Origin of the sequence: Halosimplex litoreum (genome assembly GCF_016065055.1) — an archaeon.
Taxonomy (GTDB): Archaea; Halobacteriota; Halobacteria; order Halobacteriales; family Haloarculaceae; genus Halosimplex; species Halosimplex litoreum.
Genome location: NZ_CP065856.1, coordinates 674,693 through 690,779 on the forward strand (window position 1 = coordinate 674,693; position 16,087 = coordinate 690,779).

The 16,087-nt window shown below is 70.1% G+C and carries 15 protein-coding genes; 7 read left to right on the plus strand and 8 right to left on the minus strand.

The genetic code is table 11. The annotated features are described in order from the left end of the window. Positions 1-112 precede the first annotated feature (112 nt). From I7X12_RS03350 to I7X12_RS03360, 3 genes are all read right to left on the minus strand, one after another. Entirely contained in the window at positions 113-1,399 is a 1,287-nt protein-coding gene (locus I7X12_RS03350; protein ID WP_198062465.1) for a hydroxymethylglutaryl-CoA reductase, degradative, read from the minus strand. A 76-nt stretch (positions 1,400-1,475) separates the two neighbouring features. After that, positions 1,476-2,432: a homoserine dehydrogenase gene (locus tag I7X12_RS03355; protein WP_198062466.1), complete on the minus strand. Its 957-nt coding sequence runs from the start codon at positions 2,430-2,432 to the stop codon at positions 1,476-1,478. Further along, positions 2,429-2,962: an amino acid-binding protein gene (locus I7X12_RS03360; protein WP_198062467.1), complete on the minus strand. Its 534-nt coding sequence runs from the start codon at positions 2,960-2,962 to the stop codon at positions 2,429-2,431. The genes I7X12_RS03355 and I7X12_RS03360 overlap by 4 nt, the downstream gene beginning before the upstream one ends. 183 nt (positions 2,963-3,145) lie before the next feature. Here I7X12_RS03360 and I7X12_RS03365 point away from each other — a divergent pair, with 183 nt between their 5' ends. The 4 genes from I7X12_RS03365 to I7X12_RS03380 all read left to right on the plus strand — a co-directional run bounded on the left by I7X12_RS03365 (position 3,146) and on the right by I7X12_RS03380 (position 6,413). Then, entirely contained in the window at positions 3,146-4,384 is a 1,239-nt protein-coding gene (locus tag I7X12_RS03365; RefSeq protein ID WP_198062468.1) for a hypothetical protein, read from the plus strand. A gap of 26 nt (positions 4,385-4,410) precedes the next feature. Beyond that, positions 4,411-5,481 carry an ABC transporter permease gene (locus I7X12_RS03370; protein WP_198062469.1) on the plus strand — a complete coding sequence of 357 codons (1,071 nt, stop codon included), beginning with the start codon at positions 4,411-4,413 and terminating at the stop codon, positions 5,479-5,481. Beyond that, positions 5,474-6,190, plus strand: coding sequence for an ATP-binding cassette domain-containing protein (locus I7X12_RS03375; RefSeq protein WP_198062470.1), 717 nt, complete (start codon positions 5,474-5,476; stop codon positions 6,188-6,190). Before I7X12_RS03370 ends, I7X12_RS03375 begins: the two co-directional genes overlap by 8 nt. A 61-nt stretch (positions 6,191-6,251) precedes the next feature. Beyond that, on the plus strand, positions 6,252-6,413 hold the full coding sequence (locus I7X12_RS03380; protein WP_198062471.1) for a hypothetical protein: 162 nt from the start codon (positions 6,252-6,254) through the stop codon (positions 6,411-6,413). A 263-nt stretch (positions 6,414-6,676) separates the two neighbouring features. Here I7X12_RS03380 and I7X12_RS03385 read toward each other — a convergent pair whose 3' ends face one another. Next, a complete protein-coding gene (locus I7X12_RS03385; RefSeq protein ID WP_198062472.1) occupies positions 6,677-8,866 on the minus strand; it encodes an elongation factor EF-2 in 2,190 nt (729 codons plus the stop codon). Between the two features lie 504 nt (positions 8,867-9,370). Between I7X12_RS03385 and I7X12_RS03390 the strand changes: the two genes are divergently transcribed. Beyond that, complete coding sequence (locus tag I7X12_RS03390) at positions 9,371-10,120, plus strand: DUF5781 family protein (protein WP_198062473.1); 750 nt, start codon at positions 9,371-9,373, stop codon at positions 10,118-10,120. Positions 10,121-10,167: 47 nt separating this feature from the next. Here the strand turns inward: I7X12_RS03390 and I7X12_RS03395 are convergent, their stop codons facing one another. After that, positions 10,168-11,640 (minus strand): PQQ-dependent sugar dehydrogenase, encoded by a 1,473-nt coding sequence (locus I7X12_RS03395; protein ID WP_198062474.1) that lies wholly within the window; start codon positions 11,638-11,640, stop codon positions 10,168-10,170. Positions 11,641-11,775: 135 nt separating this feature from the next. Between I7X12_RS03395 and I7X12_RS03400 the strand changes: the two genes are divergently transcribed. Both I7X12_RS03400 and I7X12_RS03405 read left to right on the plus strand, forming a co-directional pair. Further along, positions 11,776-12,750, plus strand: coding sequence for a quinone oxidoreductase family protein (locus tag I7X12_RS03400; protein ID WP_198062475.1), 975 nt, complete (start codon positions 11,776-11,778; stop codon positions 12,748-12,750). Next, the gene (locus I7X12_RS03405) at positions 12,747-13,937 is read left to right on the plus strand and encodes a thiolase family protein (RefSeq protein WP_198062476.1); all 1,191 of its coding nucleotides are present in this window, start codon (positions 12,747-12,749) and stop codon (positions 13,935-13,937) included. Before I7X12_RS03400 ends, I7X12_RS03405 begins: the two co-directional genes overlap by 4 nt. A gap of 10 nt (positions 13,938-13,947) precedes the next feature. On the opposite strand, the gene I7X12_RS03410 is transcribed toward I7X12_RS03405, so the two are convergent. The 3 genes from I7X12_RS03410 to I7X12_RS03420 are packed head-to-tail and all read right to left on the minus strand — an operon-like array spanning position 13,948 to position 15,940. Beyond that, complete coding sequence (locus I7X12_RS03410) at positions 13,948-14,664, minus strand: energy-coupling factor transporter transmembrane component T family protein (RefSeq protein WP_198062477.1); 717 nt, start codon at positions 14,662-14,664, stop codon at positions 13,948-13,950. Next, positions 14,658-15,362 (minus strand): energy-coupling factor ABC transporter ATP-binding protein, encoded by a 705-nt coding sequence (locus I7X12_RS03415; RefSeq protein WP_198062478.1) that lies wholly within the window; start codon positions 15,360-15,362, stop codon positions 14,658-14,660. The genes I7X12_RS03410 and I7X12_RS03415 overlap by 7 nt, the downstream gene beginning before the upstream one ends. Then, the gene (locus I7X12_RS03420) at positions 15,359-15,940 is read right to left on the minus strand and encodes a biotin transporter BioY (protein ID WP_198062479.1); all 582 of its coding nucleotides are present in this window, start codon (positions 15,938-15,940) and stop codon (positions 15,359-15,361) included. The genes I7X12_RS03415 and I7X12_RS03420 overlap by 4 nt, the downstream gene beginning before the upstream one ends. Positions 15,941-16,087: the final 147 nt, after the last annotated feature.

Consider the following 16,087-nt stretch of genomic DNA (forward strand, 5'->3'; position numbering starts at 1 on the left):
AAACCATTTCGATAGCGATTCCACGCGATCCCCGCGCCGTCTTGCGATTTGGCAACCGGTCTCACGGACCACGGGCCGACAGTCGAAAAGCTGGGACGGCTGGTGTCGGGGGTCATCCCAGCTCTTCGACCAGTTCGCGGGCACGACTCTCCCGGACTGCCTCTTCGGCGACCATCCGCGCCGCGACCGCCTCGACGAGTTCGGCCGGAGCGCCGGCCTGCCGGGCGACGTTCTCGGCGTGAAGTTTCATGTGCCCGGCCTGGATACCCTCGTCGACGAGCGCACGCAGGCTCGCCAGGTTCTCCGCAAGGCCGAGCGCCGCGACGACGCCCGCGAACTCGTCGGCCCCCTCGACGTCGAGCACGTCCATCGCCGCGCGGCCGGCAGGGTGGACCGCGGTCGCACCGCCGACCGTCCCGACCTGGACCGGGAGTTCGATGCTGCAGACCAGATCGCCGTCCGCGCCGACCTCGTAGGTCGTGAGCGGCCCGTACCCGTCTCTCGCGGCGTACGCGTGCGCACCCGCTTCGAGCGCGCGCCAGTCGTTGCACGTCGCGACCGCCAGCGCGTCGACGGCGTTCATGATCCCCTTGTTGTGGGTCGCGGCCCGGTAGGGGTCGCCCGCGGCGAACGCCCACGCCTCGACGATCCGGTCCCGGACGGTCTCGCCGTCGAGGCTCGTCTCTCCATCGAGGCCGTCTCCGCGGTCGACGAGCGCGTCGTGCTCGACGCGACACCGCGCGCGCGCCAGCCGGCAGTCGGCCAGGTTCGACAGGACCCGTAGCGAGACGCGGCCACCGGTCGCGTCCGCGACGACGGGCGCGACGGCCTCGCACATCGTGTTCACCGCGTTGGCCCCCATCGCGTCGCACACGTCCACGAGCAGGTGGACGACGACCATCTCGCCGGCGGGCGTGTCGACCACGCGCGCGGTCACGTCCTCGCAGCCGCCCCCGTGGCTCACGAGGACGCCCTGGTCGTCGGCGACGGCCGCGATCTCGTCGGCGCGGTCGAGGACGCGCTGGCGCGCCGCGGTGGGGTCGGCCACGTTCGCGACCTGGACCTGCCCGATCATGTACGGTCCGTCGGTGTCCGTGGTGAAACCGCCGGTCGAGCGAGCCAGCAGCGCGCCCTTCGAGGCGGCGGCGACCACGCTCGACTCCTCGACGGCCATCGGAACGAGGACGTCTTCGCCGTCGACGACGAAGTTCGTCGCGACGCTCAGCGGATAGGAGACGCTCCCGACGACGTTCTCGCTCAGTCCGTCGACCGTCTCGGCCACCTCGTCGTCGGCATCGAGCGCATCGACCGCGTCGTCGTCGAGCCCACAGCGGTCCGCGACGGTCGCGAGGCGATCGGAGCGATCGCGCACGTAGAATTCGGGGATTCGCGAGTTCATGGCCGCCAGAACAGACGGGTCCGCATAGGGCGTTTCGGTCGACTGACAGCCTGCGACGGAGCCGGCGAGTCGTCGGCTATCGCCCCGGCAGCCGACCCACGTCGGCCAGCACCGCACTCGCGGTTTCGGGACCGCCCGCGCCGCGCCCGGAGATGTTGAGCTGGCCGGCGTGCTCGGTCTCCAGCTGGACGATGTTCTCGGTGCCCGTCACGGCGAGGGTGCCGTTTTCGGGGACGAGGCGCGGGCCGACGCGCACCTCGCCGGCGGGGGTGACTTCGCCGATGAGCCGGACGGTGCGGCCGTCCTCGGTCGCCAGGTCGAGGGCGCTCCCGGGGATGTCCTCGATGCCCTGGACCTCGGCGTCGTCGAGCGTGTACTCGCGGCCGTTGCCCGCGAGGACGTTCGCGACGATGACGCACTTCAGCGCGGCGTCGGTTCCCTCCACGTCGAAGGCCGGGTCGGCCTCGGCGACGCCCAGGTCCTGGGCCTCCGCGAGGACGTGCTCGTAGTCGAGCCCCTCGGCGGCCATCCGGGTGAGGATGAAGTTCGCCGTCCCGTTGAGGACCCCGCGGGCGGCCGTGATGTGGTCGGAGTCGAAGTCGGCGATCGTCGAGAGGACCGGCATCGCGCCGCCGACTGTCGCCTCAAACAGCACCTGCCCGTCGCTCTGGTCCTCCAGTTCGCGCACCTCGGCGTAGCGCTCGGCGACCGGTCCCTTGTTGGCGAGGACGACGTGGCGGTCGCGTTCGAGCGCGGTCCGGACGTGACCGAAGCCTGGCTGGGCGTCGCCGAGCGTCGTCGGCGTCGCCTCGACGAGGACGTCGTACGCGCCGTCCAGTGCGGCGTCGGGATCGTCGCCGCCAACGGCGCCGTCGGTCCGTTTCGAGTCGAGGGCTGCGGTCACGTCGATCCCCTCGGGGTCGACCGCGGCCGACGAGGAGTCGGCGAGCGCGGTGACGGTGTGGCCGTAGTCGGCGGCCAGCTCCGCGACGGAAGCGCCGACGGCGCCGGCGCCCAGTACCGCGAGTCTCACGCCCCATCACCTACCGTGAGCGGCTCGACCAGACGCAGGTCCTTTTCCGCGGCGATGTCGCGCACGGCGGTGAGCGTCGAGTCGGTCTTTCCCTCCTCGGTGGCCAGTCGCAGGCGCGCGCTCGAGACGTCCTCGGTCCCCTCCGGCGCCGACAGCGAGAGGTCCGTCACCGTCGCCTCGGTCGTCTCGCGGATGCGCGAGAGGGTGTTCGAGAGGTCGCTGTCGACGATGTGGCCCGAGAGGACGATCGTCAGCGACTCGCTGTAGTGTTGGGCCCCGGCCTGGATGACGTTGATACCGGCGTCGCGGAGCGCGTCGACGATCTCCTCGAAGCGCTCGGGGGTGGCCTCCAGGTCGACCTCGACGGGGATGTGCCCGCGCGGCGTGAGGTTGCCCCGCTCGTGGAAGATCGAGAGGAGGTTCCCGCCGTTGTCGGCGATCGGGTGCAGCGCCCGCAGGAGCTCGCCCGGCTCGTCGACGAGTTCGAGTCGAACTGTGTACGCGCGTACCTCGTCGGTCGAGTCGCTCATCGCCCGATCACCTCCTCGGTGCGCTCGCGTGCGCTCATTAGGGGAGACTCACAGCGGGCGGCTATATCAATCCGGCCATTCCGGTCGTCGGACTCCGGCCGCTCGGCCGCGACTTCGGTCCCGGCGACGGCCGATCCCCAGACCGATACTTATTACTGACATGTTTGCGTACGACCGAACGGAATGCCCTCCATACCAACAGGCACACTCAGTAGTACAGCGGCCAGGGTGGCCGTCGTCGCCGCGTTCGTCGCGGTCGTCGCGGTCGGCGGTGTCGCCGCGGCACAGATGGGCGCCCTCGACGGCGTCACTGGCTCGCAGGACTCGGCCCTGCTCGAGCCGGTGCCCGACGACGTCGACAGCGTCGCCGTCTTCGACGGCAGCGTCATCGAGTCCGACACGGCCGAGCGCCTCTACGCGACGGGGTACAACGCTACGGTCGACTCGGCCGACGAGACGGAGTCGAGCGAGGCCAACGAGACCGACGACGGGACAGACGACGAGACGTTCGAGACGACCTCACCGGTCGAGATGGTCCCGGCGAACCTGACGGGCGCGTTCGACGAGGTCGAGAACCGGAGCGGTCTCGACCCGCGCGCGGTCGAGCAGGTCATCGTCTACAGCCAGCGCCAGGCGAACTTCACGTCGCCGCCCTACCAGGGCGCCATCGTCGAGGCCGACTGGGACAAGTCCGACGTGGTCGACGCGGTCTCCGAGAGCGCCAACCGGACGTACCGTAACACGACCGTCGACGGCGTGACCGTCTACAAGCCCGAAGCCCAGGAGGAGGAAGACAACGTGACGACCTTCGGGCCGCCCGAGCCCGACCAGTGGGTCGCAGTCTTCGACGAGGACGAGTACGTCTTCGGCACCGAGCAGGCCGTCGCCGACGCCGTCGACGTCGAAGCCGACGAGGCCGAACCGGTCGACGGCGACCTCCGCCGCGCGTTCGACGACACTCGTGACGGCTATCTCAGGTACGCCCAGAGCTCCCAGAGCGTCAACGTCACGCGGATCAACGAGACGATGGGCCAGTCGACCGGCCTGAACGTCACCGCGTACGCCGAGGCGTACAACGACCTCCACATCACCTCGGGGACCTACTACATCACCGAGGACGGCGAGACCCTGGGCACCGAGTCGCGCGTCCTGACGAACTCGACCGACACGGCCCGGGACGTCAAGGACCTCGCCCAGGGGTTCATCTCCATCCAGGCCGGCGCCATCCAGAACGAGACCCTGGAGACCGAACTCCGCGAGACCGACGTCACCCGTGACGGGACGACGGTGACCGTCTCGCGGGAGACGGACATCGAGACCGCGGAGATGCTCGTCCGCTGGTACGGCTCGATCCTGTCCGGCGGCGCGAGCAACCCGACGACTGGCGTCCCGACCGGTGCGGCCGCGGCAGGGATCGCGTAAGGCGGTCCCCGCCACACTGTTTTCGAATGGACGCACCGCTCCTCCGGAAGGAACTGTTCTGGCTCCGCCGCAACTGGCGAGCCGTCGCCGTCGTCTTCCTGCTCGCGCCCGCGCTGTTCGGCGTCGCCACGACCTCCTTCGACCGAACCGTTCCCCAGGACGTACCGGTCGCGGTCGTGCCGACCGACGACGCCGTGACCGAAGACGAACTGCAGGCCGTCGCCGGCCTCGCGCGGACGGTCTCGGACCCGCGGGCGTACGACTCGGCCGAGGCCGCGCGGACCGCACTCGACCGCGAGCGCGTGTACGGCGTCGTCACCGTCGGTCACGGCCTCTACGAGTCGGGTGCGAACGTCACCCTCTCGCTGGCCGTCGACGGCGGGATGGTGACCTACGTCGACCCGTCGCTGGCGGTGACGGGGACGCTCCGCGACCGCGCGGGCGTGTTTCCCTCGACCGTCACCGTCCAACGAGAGATCGTCGGCGCCCAGCGGACCCTCCCGGAGTTCCTCTTCGCGACCGGACTCGTCTACCTGCTCGCCATCTACGCATTCACCTACGTCCCCTACCACCTGGCCCGCGAGCGGCGGGTGTTCGACCGCGTGCGCGTCGAGTCGTCGCTGTGGGCGCTGCTCGCCGCGAAGGCCGCGTTGTTCGCCGCGCTCGGCGCCGCCGCGGTCGCGAGTATGACCCTCGCCGGCGTCGCGCTCGGCTATCGCGTCTCGGTCGTCGACCCCGCAACGCTCGGCGTCGTCGGACTGACGGGCGCGGCGCTCGTCGCGGTGAGCCTCGGCGTCACCTTCGCGACCCGCTTCTCCGTCGCCGGCCGGTTCGTCAACGTCGCGCTTCTGGCCGGGGTCGTCGCCTTCTCGAACCCCGTCTACCCGACCGGCTTCTTCTCGGCGGTCCGCCGGACCATCGCCGGCTGGAGCCCGGTGTACCACGCGACGGTCGTCGTCCGTGCGGTCGCGCTGAAGGACCTCTCGGTCGCCCTGTTCGCCGACCGACTGCTCCTGCTCGGCGGCGTCGCCGTCGCGGCGGGTTGTTGGCTCGCGGCGAGCGTCGTCGCCTACGAACGGAGGGGTCGCGATGGCTGACCGCGCCGCGAGCGGGGAGCGGGACCGCGCTGGAGACGGGACGCGAGACCCCGACCGCGAGATACGACTCGACGGCGTGGTCAGGCGCTACGACGGCGTCACCGCGCTCGCGGGCGTCGACCTGCGGATCGACTCGGGCGACCTGCACGCGCTGGTCGGCCCCAACGGTTCCGGAAAGTCGACACTACTCGCACTCGTGCTCGGTCTCGACCGGCCGACGGCGGGGACGATCACTCGTCCGGACGGTCGGATCGGTTGTGGCTTCCAGACGCCGAGCGTCTACCCCGACCTGACCGTCGACGAGAACCTGCACGTCTTCGCCGCGATGGGTGACACCGACGACGATTGGCTCGCCGAGGTCCGGTCGGGCCTCGAACTGGACGAGGTCCGCTCACGCGTCGCCGCGGACCTCTCGGGCGGCTACCAGCGCCTGCTCGACGTGGCGCTGGCGTTCGTCCGCCGACCTGGATTCGTCCTGCTCGACGAACCGCTGGACGAACTCGACGACGCCGCCCGCGAACGCGTCGTGGGGTTCGTCGCCGACTACTGCGAGGGTGACCGAACCGTGGTGGTCTCGACCCACCACCTCGACGCCTTCGGTCCCTCGCTTGACCGGCTGACCGTCCTCGCCGACGGCGTCGTGCGCTACGACGAGCGCGTCGACGGGAGCGACGACTACCGCGCGATCTATCGCGACCTGGTCGAGTGAACCGGGACCGCTCGCGGACGCCGACGCAATTCTCTTTCGTCGCGAGCCGCGATCCGAGGACATGGGGACGCTCTCGAAACTCAAGAAGCTCCTCGGTCTGGCCGAGAAACACGACGACAGAGTGGCGAAGGAGGTCAGCGAGCGCACCGACAGGGTCGACGAGAGCCAGGTGAAAGACGCGGTCAACACCGCGGCCTCGAAGGCCCGCGAGAGAGACGAGTAGGTCGACGACGGCGGAGTGTTCCTGCCGAGAGCCGCCGAGCCGGCGAGGAGACGAAGGCAACGTCCGCGCGAGCGGAGCGAGCGCGGTTCACCGGAATCGAGTGAAACGGGATTCCGGCTTTTTCACCCATGTTTTTGCCGTTCGGCGGGTCGCGGGCACGCCCGCGACCGAATGACGTGGCGGCGGCGCCGCCACGCTGTCCCCGCAGCGAGCCTCCGGCTCGCGAGGAAACTCGGACGGCAAAAAGATAGAAACTAGATGATTTAGAAGTAGGTGATCGCTTCGTGGAGCTCCTGCTTCATGCCCTTGCGCTCGCGGATCTCCATGATGGTCTCGCGCTGGAGGTTGTCGGCCATGACCTGGAAGCCGGCGTTCTCGGTGTTCCAAGAGGCGCGACCTTCCGTGGCGCTGCGGATGTCGCTGGAGAAGCCGATCATCTCGTCGACGGGCGCGACGCCCTCGACGACCATCAGATCGCCTTCCTGATACATGTCGTCGACGCGGCCACGACGACCCTGGATCTCGCCGGAGGCGGCACCCATGTGGTCGTTGGGCACGTCGATGCGGACCTCCTGGATCGGCTCCAGCAGGCGGACTTCGGCGTCGATGAGGGCGTTGTGGATGGCCTGGCGGGTCGCCGGGATGACCTGGGCCGGGCCGCGGTGGATGGCGTCCTCGTGGAGGCGCGCGTCGTGGAGGCGGATGAGCGAGCCCTGGACCGGCTCGGCGGCCAGCGGCCCGTCGTTGAGCGCCTCTTCCATCCCTTCGAGGACCAGCTCCATCGTCTCGTTGAGGTGCTGAATCCCCTTCGTGTCGTCGATGATGACGTTGGTGTTGTGGATGTGCTCGACGTTCTGGGAGGTGTCCTTGTCCATGCCGGCCTCCTGGAGCGCCTCGCGGCGTTCCAGCTCGGGCATGTCCATGGAGGCCTCGCCGTGCTGGATGGCCTCGACGATGTCCTCGCCGAGCGGCGTCACGGTGATGTAGAAGCGGTTGTGGCGGTTCGGGGAGATGCCCTCGACCTCGCGCGAGTCGCCCTGGGGCGCTTCACGGAAGACGACGATCGGTTCGCCGGTGTTGATCGGGATGCCCTGGTTGCGCTCGATACGCTGACCGATGACTTCGAGGTGGAGCTCACCCTGGCCGGAGATGAGGTGTTCGCCGGTGTCCTCGTTGATCTCGATCTGGATGGTCGGGTCCTCCTTGGCGACCTGCTGGAGCGTCTCGATCAGCTTCGGCAGGTCGTCCATGTTCTGTGCCTCGACGGACTTCGTGATGACCGGCTCCGAGATGTGTTCGATGGACTCGAAGGGCGTCATCTCGATGGACGAGACGGTCGAACCTGCGATTGCGTCGCGCAGGCCGGTGACGGCGGCGATGTTACCGGCGGGGACGCGGTCGACTTCCTGGCGCTCGCCGCCCATGTAGATGCCGACCGACTGGATGCGGTTCCTGCCGGCGGTCCCGGAGACGTACAGCTCCTGGCCTTTCTCGATGGTACCCGAGAAGACGCGGCCGGCGGCGATCTCGCCGGCGTGGGGGTCGATCCCGATGTCGGTGACCATCAGGACGACCTCGCCGTCCTCGTCGACCAGCTGCATCGTCTCGGCCACGTCGGACTCGGCGTCGCCGCGCCAGATACGCGGGATACGACGGGGCTGGGCGTCGATGGGGTTCGGGAAGTGCTCACAGACCATGTCGAGCACGACGTCCGAGAGCGGCGTCCGGTCGTGGAGCTCCTGGCGCTTGTCCGCGCGTTCGAGCTCCATGATCTCGCCGAAGTCCATGCCCGTCCGCTGCATGGAGGGCATCGAGACGCCCCACTTGTACAGCGCCGAGCCGAAGCCGACGGTCCCCTCCTCGACGGAGACCGTCCAGTCCTCGTCGATGTCGTCCATCTCCTCGGTCATGCCGCGGATGAGCTCGTTCACGTCGCGGATGACGTCGAGCAGACGCTCTTGCATCTCCTCGGGGCCCTCCTGAAGCTCGGAGATCAGGCGGTCGACCTTGTTGATGAACAGGGTCGGCTTGACGCCCTCACGGAGCGCCTGTCGCAGGACGGTCTCGGTCTGGGGCATCGCGCCCTCGACCGCGTCGACGACCACGAGCGCGCCGTCGACGGCGCGCATCGCGCGGGTCACGTCACCGCCGAAGTCGACGTGGCCCGGCGTGTCGATGAGGTTGATGAGGTGGTTCGTGTCCTCGTACTCGTGGGTCATCGAGACGTTCGCCGCGTCGATGGTGATACCGCGTTCCTGCTCGTCCTCCTCGGTGTCCATCGCGAGCTGCTCGCCCGCGGTCTCGTCGGAGATCATGCCCGCACCGGCGAGCAGGTTGTCCGTCAGCGTCGTCTTCCCGTGGTCGACGTGCGCCGCGATGGCGATATTCCGGATCTGCTCCGGCTTGTCCATCAGTGTCTCGCATTCCTGTACGATTTTCTTACGTCGGCCCATTATACGGCCTTCTATCAATGGGGGCGTCAAAAGGGTGCTGTTTCCGTGTGACCGTGTCATCGACACGCGAACACGGAGGCTCGTCAGACGGTGACCGGCAGGGAGCCGTCTGGCGGTGTTTCCGTGTGCGGGGACAGCTGTCTCGATGGCGTCGGCAGCCGTGAATAATTCGACGCTTGTCGTAGTAAAATATATCCATTGTCGAATGAAACGGGCTGATGATGAGCGAAGCCCGCTACAAATGTCCCGAATGTGGGACAGAACTGAGCTACCAGACGACCAAGCACAACGGCTGTACCGGGTGCGGTTTCGTTCCGGCCCACGGCGCGGAGTAATCCGACCTGAGGCCGGAACCGACGCGTTCGACCAGCGACGAACGAGGTCGGTGGACGGTCTCGTCTCCACCTATTAGACCGATCCCGGCCACCGGCCCCGGAGAGTCGGGCGGCGGTCACGTGAAGTGCCCGCAAGAGTCATGCCCCAGTAACCCTTGCCTACGTGCGTATGGACGTGCGAGTGCGCGGCCCCGGCCCGGACGGGCCGATTCTGGGGGCGCGCGACCTGTTCGAGACCGAACGGACGCTGAAGCGACCGGTCACCGTCGAGATCCGCGAAGACCCGGACGAACGGACACGCGTGAGCCACGACGAGGAGAGTCACCTGTTCGTCATCTCCCGGCAGGCGGCCACGTCGGCGATGGCGCGGGAACTCGCGCTCCACGAGTTCGCCCACATGCACCACTACGAACGGGACCATCCCTCTCACACCCAGTCGATGGAGGAGGTCATCTTCCTCGCGCTCGCGGGTCGCTCCGTCGAGCGGCGCAAGCTCACTCACTGTTACCAGATCGCCAACCACATGAAGGACATCTACGCCGACGACGTGTGGCTGGAGGTCGCCCCGGCCGACAAGCTGGTCGCCTTCCTCGAATCCAGTCTCGCGGCGGCCGTCGCGGACCGACCCCGTGATCGCCCGGCTTGGGACCGCCTCACTCCCGCGGCCGACCCGGACATCACTGCCGTCAACGCCGCGTTCGCGCTCGGACTGGTCGAACGCCACGATCTCGTCGACGACGACCACCGGATCTACGACCTGGCGCACGCGGCCGCACAGGACGCACCGGAGATCGACGTGGCGGCGTTCACCCGGCGGTTCCGAAATCTGGTACGCGACCCCGACGACAGCGAGTACCGGAAGGCGCTGGTGGACGTGACTCGCGCCTACGCGACCGGCAGCGAACGAGCGGCGGACTGACCGGGAAAGGAAGCGACGGCGAACGGAACGGATCGCCGGCGAACGGTCTACGCCTGCGTCAGCCGCACCAGCACGTCGTCCCGCTCGCGGGGGAACTCGCCCTTCGCGCGGCCGTCGCGGTTGGAGGTGATGACGTAGACGTCGCCGTCGGGCGACTGTTCGACGTGACGGACGCGCCCGAGTTCGTTTTTCATCGTCGTGTGGACCGTCGCGGTGTAGGCCTGGTCCGACCAGTCGTCGGTCACCTGCGCGTAGGCGTTCTCGGCCGGCGGGAGCGTCCTCCCCTCCGGGGTGAGCGTCGTGATGATCAGCTGCTGGCTGACGAGCCCGCCGGTGACCATCCGGTTGCGCAGTGCGGGGACCGAATCGCCGGTGTAGAACAGCGACCCCGTGGGAGCGAAGCTCGTGGCGCCGGTGTTGAACAGCGGCGGGTGGAAACCGCTCCCGGGGTAGTCCTCGGGCTCGAACACCTCGTTCCAGCTGTAGTTGTCGCCGGGCACGAGGCGATTGATCTCGTCGCGACCCGTGGGACCGTGTTCGGAATTGACCGGCGTGCCGTCGGGCAGCCAGACGATCCCCTGGGGGTTGCGGTGGCCGTAGGTGAACACGCGCGGGTCGGCGCCGTCGCCGAGGTCGGGGTTCCCGGGCGCGGGATCGCCCGCGGGCGTCACCCGGAGGATCTTCCCGGCGAGGCTGCTCGGGTCCTGAGCGTCGTCGGGCTGGCCGCCGTCGCCGCAGGTGACCCAGAGGTAGTTGCGCGGGCCGAAGGTGATCCGCCCGCCGTTGTGGTAGCTGTTCGCCGGGATGCCGTCGACGACCGTCCCGACCGGCTCGCCCGGAGTCTCCGAATCGACGTCGAAGGCGGCCACCTTGTTGTATTTCGTTCGTTCGCCGCCCTCCGTGGTCGTGTAGGTGTAGTAGACGTAGATGCGCGCGGGGTCGGGGAACGTCGGATGGACGGCGACGCCGAGGGTGCCGCCTTCGCCGCCCTCGACCCACCAGGGCCGCTCGTCCGAGCCCGGTTCGATCGAGCCGGCGTCGATGGCCTCGGTCGGCTCGGCGACGGTACTGACGGTCTCGCCGTCGAACCGCAGCACGCGTCCGACGCGTTCGGTGACGAACATGTCCCCGTCGGGGGCGAACGCGATGTCCCACGGGACCTCCAGGTTCTCCACGAGGACCTCGGTGCGGAGCGTCGCGTCGAGCGGCGAACTCGTCGGCGGCGCCCACTCGGGGTCGTAGCCGGACCACGACTCGAGCGGACGGCCGAGGACCGACTCCGGAGTGGTCGTGTCACCGGTCGACTCGCCCCCCGTGTCGCCGTCCGACCCGTCGCTGCCGTCCGAACCGCCGTCGCCGTCGTCGTTCCCGTCGCCCGGGTCGCTGCCGCCGTCGGTCGGCGTCGCGGTCTCGGTCGAACAACCCGCCAGGCCGGCGACGCCGGCGGCGGTCAGGGCGAGGAACCGTCGGCGCGACCGTCCCCGAGCGGCCGCGACGCGGTCCGTCGGATCGCTTTGCATGTCCGATTCCTATTACCCGACCGGAATGAATCTTCCGGGACCCGAGACGGTGCGACCGGACCCCCGGGCGTGACCGACCCCGGCTCGGTCGCTTGGCTCCGGGCGTTTTATCAGCGACTCGGGAGTCCGTCAACCATGAACTCAATCCAGGTTGACGAATCTGGCGGTCCGTCGGTGCTCTCGACGGCCGCTCGACCGGATCCCGAACGCGGTCCGGACGATTTCCTCGTCGACGTGGCGGCCGCCGGGGTCAACTTCGCCGACCTCGCCAAGCGTCGCGGCGCGTATCCCGGCGGACCGAAGCCGCCCTACACGCCCGGGATCGAGGTCGCCGGCCGCGTAGCCGAAGCGGACGCGGAGGCCGACTTCGCCGTCGGGGACCGGGTGATGGCCTACGTCCGTCGGGGCGGGTACGCCGAGCGCGTGACCGCCGACCCAGGGCGGACCTTCCGTGTGCCCGACGCGCTCTCGCTGGTCGAGGCCGCGGCCGTCCCGATCCAGTGGCTCACGGCCCACAACGCGCTGCTCGAGTGGGGCGGCCTCGCCGGCGACGACCGCGTGCTCGTCCTCGCGGGCGCGGGTGGTGTCGGGTCGGCCGCGGTCCAGCTGGCCGACAGCGCCGGCGCTGCGGTGCTCGCGACGGCGAGCACGGCCGAGAAACGGGCGTTCGCACGGAGTCTCGGCGCCGACCGCGCCATCGCCTACGCGGACGTCGACCTGGCCGACGCCGTCGAGGCGCACACCGGCGGCGCAGGCGTCGATCTCGTACTCGACGGAGTCGGCGGGGGCGCCTTCGAGGCGAGCCTGAACGTGCTGGCACCGGGCGGCCGGGTCGTCACCTACGGTGTCGCCAGCGGCGAGGTGCCCAGCGTCTCGACGACTCGCCTGCTGTTCGAGAACCGGAGCGTCGTCGGCTACCACCTCGGCGAGGCGGCCGACCGCGAACCCGCTCGCGTGTTCGGCGCGATGGCCGACGTACGCGAGCGGATCGCGGCCGGCGCGGTCGAGATCCACGTCGATCGGACGTTCCCGCTGGCCGCGGCGGCCGACGCCCACCGCTACGTCGCCGACCGCCGGACGACCGGGGCCGTCGTTCTGGAGACCCGATGAGCGGCGCGACCCCACCCGCGAGCGACGGTCCAGCCGACCGCGAGGTCGCCGTCGCCGGCGCCGCGATGACGCGCTTTGGCGAGCGCGACGAGCGGCTGTTCGGCCTGCTCGTCGAGGCAGCGACCGGCTGTCTCAGAGAGGCGGGCGTGGATCCCACCGCCGTCGACGGCTGTTACGTCACCGAATCGGGCGGCAGCTACGACGGCGGACAGGGGCTCGCCGGACGACTGGCGGGCGACCTCGGGCTCGTGCCCGCCTACGCAACCTGCATCGAGCAGACCTCGGCCGCGGGCGCCGCCGGTGTCCACGCCGCAGCCCGGGCCGTCCGCGCGGGCGCCTACGACTGTGCGCTCGTGGTCGGCGCCGAGAAGATGACCCACGCCCCCACCGAAGTCGTCACCGACCGCGTCTCGGCGGTCACCCACCCCGCCGCCCACCGCCACGGTGTCACCGTCCCCGCCTTCGCCGGGATGACCGCCCGTCGCTACCTCGATCGGTTCGACGCGCCCCGGGCGGCGCTGGCTCGCGTCGCGGTCAAGAACCACCGCCACGGACTGGCCAACCCGAAGGCCCACCTCCGGACGGCCGTCGACGTGGAGACCGTGCTGGACTCGCCGATCGTCGCCGACCCGCTCCGGCTGTACGACTTCTGTCCCATCTCGGACGGCGCCGCGGCCGTCCTCGTCACCTCCCGGTCGTGGGCGCGCGAGCGCGGCCTCCCGCACGCAACCCTCGCCGGGGTCGCGGGGGCGACCGACACCCACGTCGTCCACGAGCGCCCGGACCTGACCACGCTCGGCGCAGTCGAAGAAGCCGGCGAGCGAGCCTTCGAGCAGGCCGGGGTCGCGCCCGGCGACGTCGACCTGCTGGAGGTCCACGACATGTTCACGATCCTCGAACTCCTTCAGCTCGAAGCGCTCGGATTCGCCGACCGCGGGACGGCCTGGCGGCTGGCCGAAGGGGGCGAGACCGCCCGGGACGGTCGGCTGCCGGTCAACACCTCCGGCGGCCTCAAGTCGAAAGGCCACCCGATAGCCGCATCGGGCATCGCGCAAGTCGTCGAGTGTTTCGAGCAACTGACCGACAGGGCGGGCGAGCGCCAGGTCGACGCCGACACCGCCGTCGCCTGCAACGTCGGCGGCTTCGGCAACTGCGCGATAGTCTCAGTGCTCGAATCGACGGCGTGACCGACGACCGTCAGGGGAGCAGTGCGAGCAACGGCGAAGCCGCCAGCGCCGCACCCAGCGCGGCCACCGGATAGTCCCGCCGTCGGAAGGCCAGGCTCGGTAGAGTGGGATTCCAGGCGAAACACCGCGCCCGCAGCGCCAGCGTCAGTCGGTCGGCCCGCAGGAACGACCGCTGGAGGCCACGCGTGAGGATGCGCCGGACACGGTCCCGGAGCGGCCGGCGTCGTCCCGCCCTGGCGTGGACCGCCCGCCGGGTCGCTCGCAGGTCAGCCAGCACGACCGGGAACAGCCGGAACACGAGCCCGACGCCGACGCCGAACAGCCGACCGACTCTCCCCGGAACGAGCCGCTGGATCGCCGCCCGCGTCTCGCGGACGGGCGTCGTCCGCACGTAGACCGCACCGACGAAGACGACCGGGACGACCCGTGCTACCGACCGCAACGACTCGACCGCCGGCCCGACCCGGAACCACGGGTCGCCCAGCGCCACGCCGCCGACCAGCGGCCCGACCGCGAGGAACAGGAAGACCGCCCAGTAGGCGCGAACCACCCGCAGTGGCGAGAGCCGACCCGCGGCCAGCGCGGCCAGAGCAACCGCCCCACCGACGGCGAACCCGCGGGCGGTCGGGTAGGCGACCACCGCGACCGCGAGGCCGAACTGGACGGCGAGTTTCGCCCGCGGGTCGAGCCCGTGGGCGAGCGAGTCGCCCGGCTCGTACGTCAGCATCGCGGGTCGCGAACGCCCGCTTCGTCCAGTCGATCCAGCGCCCGCTCGGTCTCGGCGTCCAGCACCACGCGGCCGTCGCCCATCCCGACGACGCGGTCGACCAGATCGACCACGTCGCGAAGGTCGTGGGTGACGACGACGAGTCCGGTCCCCGAGGCGCTCAGCGACCGCAGGTGTTCGAGCACCGACTCGCAGGTCGAACGGTCGAGGCCGACCAGCGGCTCGTCCAGCACGAGGTGGTCGGGCTCCATCGCCAGCGCGCCCGCGACGGCGACCCTCGCCTGTTCGCCGCCGGAGAGGCGGTCGATCCGCTCGTCGCCGCGGCCGGCCATCTCGACCGCCGCCAGCGCCTCGTCGACCCGCCGGTCGATCTCGGTCCGATCGAGCCCGAGGTTCTCCGGGCCGAACGCCACGTCGGCGCCGACCGTGCCAGCGACGAACTGGTCGCGGGGGTTCTGGAACACCATCCCCACGCGCGTCCGAGCGTACACCGGCTCCTCGGTCACGTCCCGACCGTCCACGCGGACGCTCCCCTCGTCGGGCTCCAGCAGCGCGTCGAAGTGGCGAACGAGCGTCGTCTTGCCGCTGCCGTTGGCGCCGACGACCGCGACGGCCTCGCCGTCGTCGATCGTGAGCGAGACGTCGTCGACGGCCGCGGTCTCGTCGTAGCGGTGGACGAGTCCGTCGGTCTCGATCATTCCCGGAGCGCGACGGCGCCGCCCTCGACGACGGCGACCGTGACGAACACTTTCACCACGTCCGGCACGGCGAACGGTGCCATGATCCCGGCCGCCGCGCCGACGGAGATTCCCAGTACCTCGGCCATCCACGGCACGCCGACGGCGTAGACGACGGCCAGGCCGGCGAACACCGCCAGCAGTTCCACCGCCGTCGATAGTTCCGACAGCGGCCGCGCCTCGGTCCCGCGATGGGCGACCGCGCCCACGACGACCGCCGACAGCGCGAACCCGACGAGGAAGCCGCCGGTCCGCCCCGCGAAGTGGCCGATCCCCGCCGCGCCGTTGGAGAACACCGGCGCTCCGGCCGTCCCAGCGGCGAGGTACAGCGCCATCGCGAACCCGCCCCACAGCGGCCCGAGCAGCAGGCCAGCGAAGAAGGGACCGAACGGCTGCAGCGAGAACGGCACCCCGACGCTGGGGATCGGGATAGATAGCTGCGCGAGCGCCGCCGTCAGCGCCGCCAACACCGCCGCCCCCGCCAGGTTCCGCACCGTCTCGTCACCCACCAGCTCGACCGATTCGTACTCCTCTGCCATGCTCCTCCCTGCACCGTCAACCGGTAAATAGCCACTGGTAGACGAGGTCGGACGGTCGGTACCGGTCGCGTCCGCCGCCGGTCGCGTCCGCCGCCGGTCGCGTCCGCCGCCAACCGGGGATTTACCTCCCGGCAGTTCGCAGTCGGC